This window comes from Leifsonia sp., from assembly GCF_051955155.1.
Taxonomy (GTDB): Bacteria; Actinomycetota; Actinomycetes; order Actinomycetales; family Microbacteriaceae; genus Leifsonia.
Genome location: NZ_JBQCGZ010000167.1, coordinates 1 through 12016, shown reverse-complemented (window position 1 = coordinate 12016; position 12016 = coordinate 1). Strand labels below are relative to the sequence as shown.

Sequence of the window (12016 nt, the reverse complement as noted above, 5' to 3'; positions counted from 1 at the left end):
CAGGGTGTGCTTGAGCTCGGTCGCATAGACCACCGCGCCCCCCAGCACCACCGCCGAGGCGCCGGGGACGCTCGTCAGCTCGTGCGTCACTCCCCCGCCGGTCAGCGACTCCGCGACGGCGACCGTGAGGCCGCGCTCGATCAGTGTGCGGACGAGCAGCACCGTCTGCTCAGCGGGCGGCACGCGCCCGCCTGCCCTTGTACGCCTGCCAGAGGTAGTCGAAGCCGGTGACGACGGTCAGCACCACGGCCGCGGTCATCAGGATGCCGTTGACCCAGAAGATCCAGTCGCCCAGCACCGTCCACAGCGGGAACAGCGCGAACGAGATGGCGACGGACTGGACGATCGTCTTGATCTTGCCGCCGCGCGATGCCGCGATCACCCCCTGCCGGATGACGACGAAGCGGTACACCGTGATCCCGATCTCGCGCACCAGGATGACGACCGTCACCCACCACGGCAGCTCGCCCAGGATCGACAGCGCGATGAGGGCGCCCCCCGTGAGCACCTTGTCCGCGATCGGGTCGAGCAGCTTGCCGAGGTCGGTGACCAGGTTGTTCCGCCGCGCGATCGCGCCGTCGACGCCGTCCGTCGCGATGGCGAGGACGAACAGCACGGCGGCCGCCCAGCGCAGCGGCCCGTCGTGCCCCGCGTCGGCCAGCAGCATCCACACGAACGCGGGGGCGAGCAGAATGCGGACGACCGTGATGACGTTCGGCAGGTTCCAGTTGCTCACCCGCTGCGCGCTTCCCCCCGCCGATGCCGGCGGCGGTGTGTCCGAGGCCGACATCGCGTCCCTCTACTCCCTGCCGGTCAGCTGCCAGGCGTCCTCGTCCGAGTCGCCGTCCACCTCAGGATAACCCTCGGTCATCGCCGCGACCGGGTCCTCTCCGTAGCGATCGCCGCCGTCGGCGGGCGCCCCGAGCGCGGGAGCGGCGGGGGCGGGTGCCTGTGCCGCCGGTGCCGCGGGTGCCGCCGCCCCGGCGGGCGGCTCCTCGCCGCGCAGCCGCGCGAGCACCTCGGGCAGCTGCTCGGGCGTCGCGAGCACGTCGCGGGCCTTCGAGCCCTCGGACGGCCCGACGATCTCGCGCGACTCGAGCAGGTCCATCAGCCGGCCGGCCTTCGCGAAGCCGACGCGCAGCTTGCGCTGCAGCATCGAGGTCGAGCCGAACTGCGAGGAGATGACGAGCTCGGCCGCCGCGAGCAGCAGCTCCAGGTCGTCGCCGATGTCGGAGTCGATCTGCTTCTTCTCGGCGCCGGCGGTGACGTCCTGCCGGTACTCGGGCCTGGCCTGCCGGGTGACGTGCTCGACGACCTTCTGGATCTCGTCCTCGTTCACCCAGGCGCCCTGCACGCGCAGCGCCTTGGAGGCGCCCATCGGCAGGAACAGGCCGTCGCCCTGGCCGATCAGCTTGTCCGCGCCCGGCTGGTCCAGGATGACGCGCGAGTCGGTGACGCTCGTCACGGCGAAGGCGAGCCGGGACGGGACGTTCGCCTTGATCAGGCCGGTCACGACGTCCACCGACGGACGCTGCGTTGCGAGCACCAGGTGGATGCCGGAGGCGCGGGCGAGCTGCGTGATGCGGACGATCGAGTCCTCGACGTCGCGCGGTGCGACCATCATCAGGTCGGCGAGCTCGTCGACGACGACGAGCAGGTACGGGTACGGCTTGAGCTTGCGCTCGCTGCCCTCCGGCAGCACGATCTCGTTGTTGACGACGGCCTTGTTGAAGTCGTCGATGTGGCGGAAGCCGAAGCTCGCCAGGTCGTCGTACCTCATGTCCATCTCCTTCACGACCCACTGCAGCGCCTCGGCCGCCTTCTTGGGGTTCGTGATGATGGGCGTGATGAGGTGCGGGACGCCGCCGTAGATCGTGAGCTCGACGCGCTTCGGGTCGATGAGCACCATCCGGACGTCGGACGGCTTGGCCCGCATGAGCAGGCTCGTGATCATCGAGTTCACGAAGCTCGACTTGCCGGAGCCGGTGGAGCCGGCCACCAGGAGGTGCGGCAGCTTGGCGAGGTTGGCGACGACGTAGCCGCCGCCCACGTCCTTGCCGACGCCGATGGTCATCGGATGCGTGCTCTTGGCCGCGGCCGGCGAGCGCAGGATGTCGCCGAGCGAGACGATCTCGCGGTCGGAGTTCGGGATCTCCACGCCGATCGCGCTCTTGCCGGGGATGGGCGAGAGGATGCGGACCTCGTTGCTCGCGACCGCGTACGACAGGTTCTTGCTGAGCGCGGTCACGCGCTCCACCTTGACGCCGGGACCGAGCTCGATCTCGTACTGCGTGACCGTCGGGCCGCGCGAGTAGCCGGTGACCTTCGCGTCGACGCCGAACTGGGTGAGCACCTCCGTGATCGCCGCGACGATCTCCTCGTTCGCGCTGGAGCGCGTCTTGGGCGGCGTCCCCGCGGACAGCATCGAGGCGGAGGGCAGGTGGTAGGGCGCCGCGGGCTGGGCGTCCGCCTCGACGGACGCGGTCGCGTCGAAGTCGTCCGCGCCGGCCTGGAAGCCGGGGAGCACGGCGGGAGCGGTCGGCACGGCGGGCGCGGCGGGCACCGCGGCTGCGGTGGGCGGCACCTCGCCGGTGAACCGCTGCAGGGCGCGCTCCGCGTTGGTGAGCTCGCCGAGCACCTCGGTGTTGTAGTGGTCGCTGGCCGGGTCCGGCTCGAGCGCAGAGGCGAACTCGCCCTTGCCGCGCGTCGGCTCGCCGAACACCTCGGTGAGGTCGGCCGGCTCGTGGAAGTCGGGGTCCTCTTCGCGCTGGGACTTGTTGCGCCGCCACCAGGGCAGAGCGGCGTCCGCCTCCTGCTCGTCGTCGTCGACGCCGTCCAGCTCGACCTGCTTGGTCTTCGCCTCCTTGGCGTCCTTCGCCTCCTGGCGCTCCTCCTCGGTCGGCAGCTGCGCGCCGAAGAGGTAGGAGTACAGCTCGCGGATGCGCATCGGCAGCTTGTTCGGCGGCGTCTTGGTGATGATGAACAGGCTGAGGATCAGCAGCAGGATGATGACGGCTCCCGCACCGTACGGCGTGAGGAGGAAGGACAGCGGAGCCGCGATCAGCCAGCCGAGCACGCCGCCGGCCTGGGCGAGCACGGCCATCCCGTCGCTCGGCGTCGGGTGCTGGCTGAACAGGTGGCACAGGCCGGAGACCATGAGCAGCAGGAGCCCGAGCCCGATGCCGATCCGGGTGTTGTCGTGCACGGAGCTCGGGTGCCGGAACAGCCACGCGGCGAACAGCACCATGATGATCGGGAGCCCGAAGGACACCCGGCCGAACAGCAGCCCGAACGTCCAGGAGTCGAGCGTCCTGGCGATCTGGTCGTTGATGAGGAACCACTCGACGACCGCGCCGGCGATCGCGAGCAGCACCAGGAAGAAGGGGAAGCCGTCGCGGCGCTCCTCCTTGCTCAGCTTCTCCGGCCCGAGCGCGCGGAAGGCGGCGCCGGTCAGGTGCGCCAGGCCCATCCACGCGCGGACGAGCGGGCTCGGCGCGGCGTCCGCGGCCGGGTACGCGACCGTCTTCTGGGTCGCGGTCTTGCCGGCCGGCTTGCGCGCGGTCGAGCCGCCGCGCGCGGAATTCCGGGCGCGCGATGTCGACTTGGTGCTCGTAGCCATAGCGAACACGGTAGCTCGCGCCCCCGGCATCGCGGGGTTCCCGCGCCACGGAGGCGCGAAATCCATGGTCAGTAGCGGATGGCGTCGATCACCTTGACCCGGACCGCCACGAGTGCCGGCAACAGGCCGGCGAGGGCCCCGACGACGGTCGCCGACACCAGGCCGAACACCGCCGCCTCGACCGGGAACGGCGGCGGTTCCGTGACCATCCCGCGGCCGATCAGCTCCTCCAACCACGGGCTCTTGACGATGAGGATGGACAGCGCGACGCCGGCGGCGCCTGCGACGACGGTCGCCACCACGCTCTCGAGCATCACGGCGACGAAGACCCGCGCCCCGGTCGCGCCGAAGCTGCGGCGCACGCCGATCTCGCGGATGCGGCCGCGCACGGTGACCATGGCGATGTTGAGGAGGCCGAGCGCCCCCAGCAGCAGGATCAGCATCGCGATGCCGATCACCAGCAGCTTGAGGAACGCGAGCGGGTCCTCGGTCTGGGTGGCGAGGTAGTCGCGCCGGTCGATGGCGACCGCGTCCGGGCCGAGCAGCTGACCGAACTCCGCCTTCATCGCCGCTACCAGGGAGTCGCCGAGCTCCGGCGGCACCCACGCCTCGAACCACGGCGGTCCGTAGTCGACCGAGCTCGTGTCCACCAGCATCCCTGCCGTCGCGCCGAGCGCGAAGGCGCTGGGCATGTCGCCGTAGTCGGGCATCCTGACCATCCCGACGACGACGGCCGTGACCTTCTGGTCGCCGCGGAGGACGGTCACGGTCGGATGCTCGTCGATCGAGCGGACGCCGAGACGGTCCCAGAACGGCTCGTTGACCACGAGCGTCGGCGCGAGCAGCTTCTCGTCCGCGCCGGAGAACCAGCGTCCCTCCTGCACGACCGTGCGGTGCATGGTCGCGTAGTCCGGGTCCACGAGCGTGGTGTTCACCTCGCCGGCGCCGTCGCGGAACTGCACCCGCATCCCCGCTTGCTGCACCGCCGATGTGTAGCGGATCGCGTGCCGCTCGACCACCGTCCGCCAGGCAACGGCCGTCCTCTCGCGGTCGGCGGAGCCGTCGGACGGGGTCATCGCGATCAGCGCCGGACGGCCGCCGTAGCGGTCGTTGTTCTCGACGATCGACTGCTGGGCGATGTTCGCGAGGCCGACCACCGAGCTCAGCGCGCAGACCGCGACGCCGACGCCGATCAGGGAGAGCAGCACGCGCGTGCGGTGGATGCGCAGCTCCTGCCAGGCCTCGACGAGCGCGCCCCAGACCACCTCGACCGCCCTCACGCCGCGGTCTCCACGGCGGCGGGGGCGAGCCGTCCTGCGTCCAGCCGGTAGCGCGTCCCTGCCCGTGCCGCCACCGCGGGGTCGTGCGTGATGACGACCAGCGCGGAAGCGTTCTCCGCGGCGACCGACTCCAACAGGTCGATCACACTGCCGCCGGTCTCCACATCCAGCGCCCCCGTCGGCTCGTCGGCCAGGATCAGTCGCGGCGCCCGCACGAGCGCCCTGGCGATGGCGACGCGCTGCTGCTCGCCGCCGGAGAGCACCTCGGGACGCGCATCCAGGCGATGGCCGAGGCCGACCCGCTCGAGCATCTCGGCGGCGATCGCGCGTCGGCGCCAGAACCGTCTGCCGCTCGCGTAGAGCAGCGGGGTGACGACGTTCTCGAGTGCAGAGCGCCCGGCGAGCAGGTTGAACTGCTGGAAGACGAAGCCGACGTCGGCGCCGCGCCTGCGGTCGCGCGCACCGGAGCCCAGCCGGGCCACGGGCACACCGTCGAAGTCGAACTCCCCGGCGCTCGGCGCATCCAGGAGACCCAGGATGTTCAGCAGGGTCGATTTGCCGGATCCGGACCGGCCGACGACGGAGACCCGCTCCCCCGCCGCCACCTCGAGGTCGACGCCGTGCAGGATGGTCAGCGGCTCGGCGTCCGGGATGCGGACCGTCTTGGTCACGCCGCGGAGCCGGAGCAGGCTCACGGACCGACCGCCGTGAGGCCGTTCTCGTCCGGTTCAGGCGCACCCGGGACGAACTCGAGGATGCTGTCGCCCTCCTTCAGGCCGGCGCGGATCTCGACCCAGGTGCCGTCGGTGAGTCCCAGCGTGACCGGGACCTCCTTCGGCTCGCCGCCCTTCGGATCCTGGACATAGACCACCCCGGTCTGGGCGGAGCCTTTCACTGCCGTGGTCGGCACGGTGAGGACGTTCTCCGCCTTGCCCGCCGACATGGTGATGTCGGCGGTGAGTCCGGGGAACACCGTCACATTCGCCGGGATCGCGCAGCGGACGGTTGTGTTCGACGCCGCGCCGGCGACACCTTGTCCGCCGCCGCCTCCCGCGCCGCCCGCTCCCCCGCCCGAGGGACCGGCGGCGTCGGAGACGGCCGCCGGCGGCGTGGTGATGGACAGGCCGGTGCAGGTGAACGGCGCTGGGCCGCCCTTGACCGTGACCTTCGCCTCCGTCGGCCGGTTCACCAGCCGGTATTGCTGCTCGGCGGGCAGCGCCGCGGTTGCGGAGAAGGTGGGAGGAGCGACGGCGCCGACGGTGTCGCCGATCGCGACCGTCTGCCCGCTCAGCACCGGCAGTTCGCTGACGACACCGGCGATGGGAGCCGTCACCTCCTCGTAGCGGACCAGCGGCTCGCGTTCCTCGAGGGTCTGCGAGCCGTCCGGCGCAGTGCTCGCGACCGGCTCCCGCGGCGTCTCGATCTTCACGTCGAACAGGATGTCGCCCGCGGCCACCTTCTGGCCGACGGAGACCTGGACTTTGTTCACGGTGCCCGCCGACGTCGCCCGCGCCGGGACGGCGGAGTCGGCGACGATCGAGCCGCTCACCGTCACGTCGTTCACGATCGTGCCGGTGGCGACTGCGGTGACCGGATCGCCGAGCTGGGCGCTCGGCGTCGCCGGATCCGCCTCGGCCTCCCCCGACGGGAAGAACGCCAGCTTCACCAGCGCGACCGCGATCGCGGCGACCAGCAGAATGCGGACGATCGGGAAGACCCAGCGTCGCATGACCCCCATGTGCTGCCTCTCAGAAGAGCGTGGCGCCGACCCCCGGCGCCACGCGGTCCACTATGTCAGAACCGCCGCGTCACGCCTCGATGACGAGCGGGACGATCATCGGGCGGCGGCGGTAGCTGGTGTTCACCCAACGGCCGACCGTGCGGCGGACGACCTGCGAGAGGGCGTGCGAGTCGCGGACGCCGTTGTGCGCCGCGTCCGCGAGGGCCGCGGCGATCTTCGGCTTGACCGCGTCGAACACCGCGTCGTCCTCCGCGAAACCGCGCGCGTGGATCTCGGGGCCGGTGACGATGCGGCCGCTCGCGGCCTCCACGACCACGATGATCGAGATGAAGCCCTCCTCGCCGAGGATGCGGCGGTCCTTGAGGTCCGCGTCCGTGATCTCGCCGACGCTGGAGCCGTCCACGTAGACGAAGCCGAGGTCCAGCTGGCCGACGATGCGGGCGACGCCGTCGCGCAGGTCCACGACCGAGCCGTCCTCGGCGAGGATCGTGTTCTCCTCGGGAACGCCGGTGTCCATCGCCAGGCGCGCGTTCGCGACCAGGTGCCGGTACTCGCCGTGCACCGGCATGACGTTCTTCGGCTTCAGGATGTTGTAGCAGTACAGCAGCTCGCCCGCGGCCGCGTGGCCGGAGACGTGGACCTTGGCGTTGCCCTTGTGCACCACGTTCGCGCCGAGCTTGGTCAGGCCGTCGATCACGCGGTACACCGCGTTCTCGTTGCCCGGGATCAGGCTGGAGGCGAGGATCACGGTGTCGCCGTGGCCGACCTCGATCTGGTGGTCGAGGTTCGCCATCCTGGCGAGCACGGCCATCGGCTCGCCCTGCGACCCGGTCGACATGTAGACGATCTCGTCGTCCGGCAGGTCGGCGGCCTTCTTGTAGTCGATGAGCACGCCCTCCGGCACCTTGAGGTAGCCGAGCTCCGCCGCGATCGTCATGTTGCGGACCATCGAGCGACCGAGCAGCGCGACGCGGCGGCCGTTCGCGGCGGCGGCGTCGAGCACCTGCTGCACGCGGTGGACATGGCTGGAGAAGCTCGCGACGATCACGCGGCGCGGCGCGCGGGCGATGACGGTGTCCAGCACCGGGCCGATCGAGCGCTCCAGCGGCGTGAAGCCGGGGACGTCGGCGTTGGTCGAGTCGGCGAGGAACAGGTCGACGCCCTTCTCGCCGAGCCGGGCGAAGGCGCGCAGGTCGGTGAGGCGGTCGTCCAGCGGCAGCTGGTCCATCTTGAAGTCGCCGGTGTGCAGCACGACGCCGGCCGGGGTGCTGATCGCGACGGCGAGCGCATCCGGGATGGAGTGGTTGACGGCGACGAACTCGAGGTCGAACGGGCCGAGCTTCTCCTGCTGGCCCTCCTTCACCGTGAGGGTGAACGGCTGGATGCGGTGCTGCTTGAGCTTCGCCTCCACCAGCGCCAGGGTCAGCCCGGAGCCGATCAGCGGGATGTCCGCGCGCAGCTTGAGCAGGTACGGCACGGCGCCGATGTGGTCCTCGTGGCCGTGCGTGAGCACGACGCCGAGGACGTCGTCGAGGCGGTCGCGCACCGGAGCGAAGTCCGGCAGGATCAGGTCGACGCCGGGCTGGTCCTGCTCGGGGAACAGCACGCCGCAGTCCACGATGAGGAGCTTGCCCTCGTATTCGAAGACGGTCATGTTCCGGCCGATCTCGCCGAGACCGCCGGTGGGGATGATCCGGAGCGTTCCCGGTTCGAGGACCGGGGGCTCGGAGACGAGGTTGGGCATCTGCCCCTCCTATTTCATTCGTTCGGGTGCGGGCGCACGGCGCCCGCGATGGTGTTACCGGCCGTGTCGGCCGTCAGCGCGTCGTCCCGGCGATCTTCGGCAGCGCGCCGCCCGCGGCGGCGTTGCGGTCGGGACGGAAGTTGGAGAAGTCGACGCCGGGGATGTCCTTGACGAGGTCCAGCTCGTCCTCGATCTGCGCGGCCTCCCATTCCTCCGGGCCGACGAGCGGCAGCCGGACGCGCGGGCTTCCGATGCGGCCGAGGCCGTGCAGGATGTACTTGGCGGCGACCGTGCCCGGCACGTGCGTCATGACCGCGCGCACGAGCGGCTCGAGTTTCTGGTGCGCGGCCGTCGCGGTCGCGAGGTCGCCCGCGTTGACCGCATCCACGATGTGCCGGTACGGCGTCGGCGCGATGTTCGCAGTGACGCCGATGAGCCCGCTCGCCCCGATCGCGAGGTGCGGGAGCACGTTCGCGTCGTCGCCGGAGAAGTAGAGCAGGTCGGTCTGGTTGAGCACCCGGCTCACCTCGCTGAAGTCGCCCTTCGCGTCCTTGATCGCCAGCACGTTCGGGTGCTTGGCGATCCGCAGGATCGTCTCGTACTTGATGGGGACGCCGGTGCGGCCGGGGATGTCGTAGAGGATGACCGGGAGGTCGGTGGAGTCCGCGATCATCCGGAAGTGCGTGAGGATGCCGGCCTGGGTCGGCTTGTTGTAGTACGGCGTGACGACCATGACGCCGTCCGCGCCCGCCTTCTCGCTCTGCTGGTAGAGCTGGATGGCGTGCGCTGTCTCGTTCGAGCCGCCGCCGGTGATGATCTTGGCGCGTCCGCCGGCGACCGACTTGCCGACCTCGACGAGGCGCAGTTTCTCCGGGTCGGTGAGGGTGGAGGTCTCGCCGGTGGTGCCGGTGACGACGATGCCGTCCGCTCCCGCGGTGATCACGTCGTCGATGTGCTTCTCCACGCCGGCCCAGTCGACTTCGCCGTCGGCGGTGAAGGGCGTGACCAGGGCGACGAGCACCTGGCCGAACGGATTCGCGGATTGAGCCATGGCTCCTAGGCTATCGGGTCGCGCGCTCGGCCCGCCTCCCCGCCCGGAGCGGGGATGGGGGAAATGGGCGTGCGGCGTCACGATCGGACACAAACGCTGCGTGCCAGGGCCGCCGCGCGTAGTCTCACCGGCACCATGACGTCGATCGGCGCAGCGCTCCTCCTGCTCGGCCTCGTCGCGCTGACCACCGCGACCGGGCTCGTGCTGCGCGCCCGCGCTGGGCGGGTCCGCCGCGCTCGCGGCGCCGACCTGCTGACGCCCGCGGAGGTCGGGGCCGCCGCCTTCGGCGACCGCGCGACCCTCGTGCAGTTCTCCACCGCCTTCTGCGCGCAGTGCCCCGGTACGGCGCGCGTGCTCGGCGGGATCGCGGCCGAGCATCCCGGCGTCGAGCACGTCGACGTCGACCTCGGCGCACGCCCGGAGCTCGCCGACCGCTTCGGCGTGCTGCAGACCCCGACGACGCTGCTGCTGGACGCGCACGGCACCGTGCGCGGCCGGATCGGCGGCCCCGCCCGGCCCGCGGAGGTCCGCGGCGCCATCGACCGCATCCTCACGGAGGCCTCATGACCGACACCCGCCCGCGGGCCATCGACCCGCGCTCCCCGCGCTTCGGCGCCGGGCTCACCGCCGTGCTGCTGCTCGTCGTGCTGTTCCTCTGGCTGACCGGCGCGACCGTCGCCGCCACGGTGCTGCTCCTCGTCATCGCGGCGCTGTTCGCGTGGGGCGCGTTCGCCGGGGTGCAACGGCACCCGTACGGCGTGCTGTACCGCCGGCTGGTGCGCCCGCGGCTCGGACCGCCCGCGGAGACGGAGGACCCGGCCCCGCCGACCTTCGCGCAGGGCGTCGGCCTGGTGGTGACCGGCGCCGGGCTCGTGCTCGGCCTGCTCGGCGTCCCCGCCGCTGTCCCGATCGGGGCGGCGCTCGCCTTCGTCGCCGCCTTCCTCAACGCCGTGTTCGGATACTGCCTGGGCTGCCAGCTGTACGTGCTGCTGGTGCGTGCGCGGGTCATCCGGCGCCGCGGCGCCGCCGCCTGAGAGGCGAAACCGGGAATCCCCCGAACGCCCGCCGAACGTCGCCGGGGCCGACAGTATTCTGGTCGGACCGTGCGCGGACCGCGGGCGGAGAACAGGGAGGTCCTATGGCAGTCACCAGCGAATCCACCACCGTCTGGACGGGCGACCTCAAGTCGGGATCGGGGACCGTCTCGCTCGACTCGTCGCACGCCGCATCCCTCGCCGTGAACTGGAAGGCCCGCTCCGAGGGCGGCGCGGAGGTCAGCACCCCGGAGGAGCTGCTCGGCGCCGCGCACTCCGCGTGCTTCTCGATGGCCTTCTCGAACGTCCTGGCCGGCTTCGGCACACCGCCGGAGAGCATCCAGGCCACCGCGGCGGTCACCTTCGACCCCGCGCAGGGCATCACCGGCAGCCACCTGCTGGTCAGCGCCCGCGTCCCCGGCCTCTCCGCCGAGGACTTCCAGCGCCTCGCCGACGAGGCGAAGCGCACCTGCCCGGTCTCCCGGGCCCTGGTCGGCATCCCGATCACCATCGAAGCGACGCTGGCGTAGCCGATGCGGGTGCTCGTCGCCGGCGCGTCCGGCATGATCGGCACCGAGCTCGCACGCCAGCTCGACGAGGCGGGGCACGAGGTGCTCCGCCTCGTCCGGCGCGAGGTGTCAGCGCCCGGCGAGTTCCACTGGTCGCCGTCGGCGCGCATGATCGACGTCGCCCTCATGGACCGCGTGGACGCCGTGGTCAACCTGTCCGGGGCCTCCCTCAACCGGCTGCCCTGGACCCCGGCGCACAAGCGCCGCATCCTGAGCTCCCGCCTGGAGGCGACAGGGACGCTGACGGACGCCATGCGCCAGGCCGCCGACCCGCCCTCCGTGTTCGTGAGCGGCTCCGCCGTCGGCTACTACGGCGACCGGCCGGGGATGACGCTCACCGAGGACACGGCGAAGGGCACCGGATTCCTCTCCGACGTCGTGGAGGCGTGGGAGGCCGCCGCGCACCTCGCGCCGGAGCGCACCCGCGTGGTCACCGCGCGCACGGGCGTCGTCATCGGCCGCGGCGGCGCGATGACCCCGCTGCTCCCGCTGGCCAGGCTCGGCCTGCTCGGGCCGATCGCCGGCGGCGGCCAGCACTGGCCGTGGGTGAGCCTGCGCGACGAGGCAGCGGCCATCGTGCACCTGCTCACGTCCGAATTGTCGGGTCCCGTCAACGTCGTCGGGCCTGCACCGGCGACCTCCGCCGCCGTGCTGCGCGCGCTCGCCGCCGCCGTGCACCGTCCCTACGGGCTGCCGCTCCCCGAGTTCGCCGTGAAGCTGGCGCTCGGCGAGGCCGGGCACGAGCTGCTGCTGTCCGACCAGCGCGTCGTCCCGGAGCGCCTGCTCGCCGACGGCTTCGCGTTCGCCGACCGGACCGTCCAGGACGCCGTCCAGCGCCTGGTCTCCCCCGCCGGGTAGTCGGGGGGGGCGGGGGGGGGGGCGGGCGGGGGCCGGGCCCCCCCGCGGCCCGCGGCGCGCGCGCCCCCCGCTGGCCCCCGCCCCCCCCGGCCCCCGCCCCCCCCCCCGGGGGCGCGGCGG

At 72.0% G+C, this 12016-nt stretch carries 12 protein-coding genes; 4 read left to right on the top strand and 8 right to left on the bottom strand.

The features are described 5' to 3' along the window. From ACTHMF_RS17950 to dapA, 8 genes are all read right to left on the bottom strand, one after another. On the bottom strand, positions 1 to 183 hold a 183-nt coding region (locus ACTHMF_RS17950), incomplete at its 3' end, for a CinA family protein (RefSeq protein ID WP_440319525.1). Next, positions 170 to 790, bottom strand: coding sequence for a CDP-diacylglycerol--glycerol-3-phosphate 3-phosphatidyltransferase (gene pgsA, locus ACTHMF_RS17945; RefSeq protein WP_440319524.1), 621 nt, complete (start codon positions 788 to 790; stop codon positions 170 to 172). The genes pgsA and ACTHMF_RS17950, both read right to left, overlap by 14 nt. 9 nt (positions 791 to 799) lie before the next feature. Further along, entirely contained in the window at positions 800 to 3619 is a 2820-nt protein-coding gene (locus ACTHMF_RS17940) for a DNA translocase FtsK (RefSeq protein ID WP_440319522.1), read from the bottom strand. Between the two features lie 68 nt (positions 3620 to 3687). Then, positions 3688 to 4899, bottom strand: coding sequence for an ABC transporter permease (locus ACTHMF_RS17935; protein ID WP_440319520.1), 1212 nt, complete (start codon positions 4897 to 4899; stop codon positions 3688 to 3690). Beyond that, a complete protein-coding gene (locus ACTHMF_RS17930; protein WP_440319518.1) occupies positions 4896 to 5594 on the bottom strand; it encodes an ABC transporter ATP-binding protein in 699 nt (232 codons plus the stop codon). Before ACTHMF_RS17930 ends, ACTHMF_RS17935 begins: the two co-directional genes overlap by 4 nt. Further along, positions 5591 to 6637 (bottom strand): efflux RND transporter periplasmic adaptor subunit, encoded by a 1047-nt coding sequence (locus ACTHMF_RS17925; protein ID WP_440319516.1) that lies wholly within the window; start codon positions 6635 to 6637, stop codon positions 5591 to 5593. The genes ACTHMF_RS17930 and ACTHMF_RS17925 overlap by 4 nt, the downstream gene beginning before the upstream one ends. Positions 6638 to 6707: 70 nt before the next feature. After that, a complete protein-coding gene (locus tag ACTHMF_RS17920) occupies positions 6708 to 8384 on the bottom strand; it encodes a ribonuclease J (RefSeq protein ID WP_440319514.1) in 1677 nt (558 codons plus the stop codon). Between the two features lie 73 nt (positions 8385 to 8457). Beyond that, a complete protein-coding gene (gene dapA / locus ACTHMF_RS17915; RefSeq protein ID WP_440319512.1) occupies positions 8458 to 9435 on the bottom strand; it encodes a 4-hydroxy-tetrahydrodipicolinate synthase in 978 nt (325 codons plus the stop codon). Positions 9436 to 9570: 135 nt separating this feature from the next. Here dapA and ACTHMF_RS17910 point away from each other — a divergent pair, with 135 nt between their 5' ends. From ACTHMF_RS17910 to ACTHMF_RS17895, 4 genes are all read left to right on the top strand, one after another. After that, complete coding sequence (locus tag ACTHMF_RS17910; protein WP_314148871.1) at positions 9571 to 10002, top strand: TlpA family protein disulfide reductase; 432 nt, start codon at positions 9571 to 9573, stop codon at positions 10000 to 10002. Further along, entirely contained in the window at positions 9999 to 10469 is a 471-nt protein-coding gene (locus ACTHMF_RS17905; protein ID WP_440319510.1) for a DUF4395 domain-containing protein, read from the top strand. Before ACTHMF_RS17910 ends, ACTHMF_RS17905 begins: the two co-directional genes overlap by 4 nt. A 104-nt stretch (positions 10470 to 10573) precedes the next feature. Beyond that, positions 10574 to 10999 carry an OsmC family peroxiredoxin gene (locus tag ACTHMF_RS17900; protein WP_314148873.1) on the top strand — a complete coding sequence of 142 codons (426 nt, stop codon included), beginning with the start codon at positions 10574 to 10576 and terminating at the stop codon, positions 10997 to 10999. A gap of 3 nt (positions 11000 to 11002) precedes the next feature. Continuing rightward, positions 11003 to 11896 carry a TIGR01777 family oxidoreductase gene (locus ACTHMF_RS17895; RefSeq protein WP_314148874.1) on the top strand — a complete coding sequence of 298 codons (894 nt, stop codon included), beginning with the start codon at positions 11003 to 11005 and terminating at the stop codon, positions 11894 to 11896. Positions 11897 to 12016: the final 120 nt, after the last annotated feature.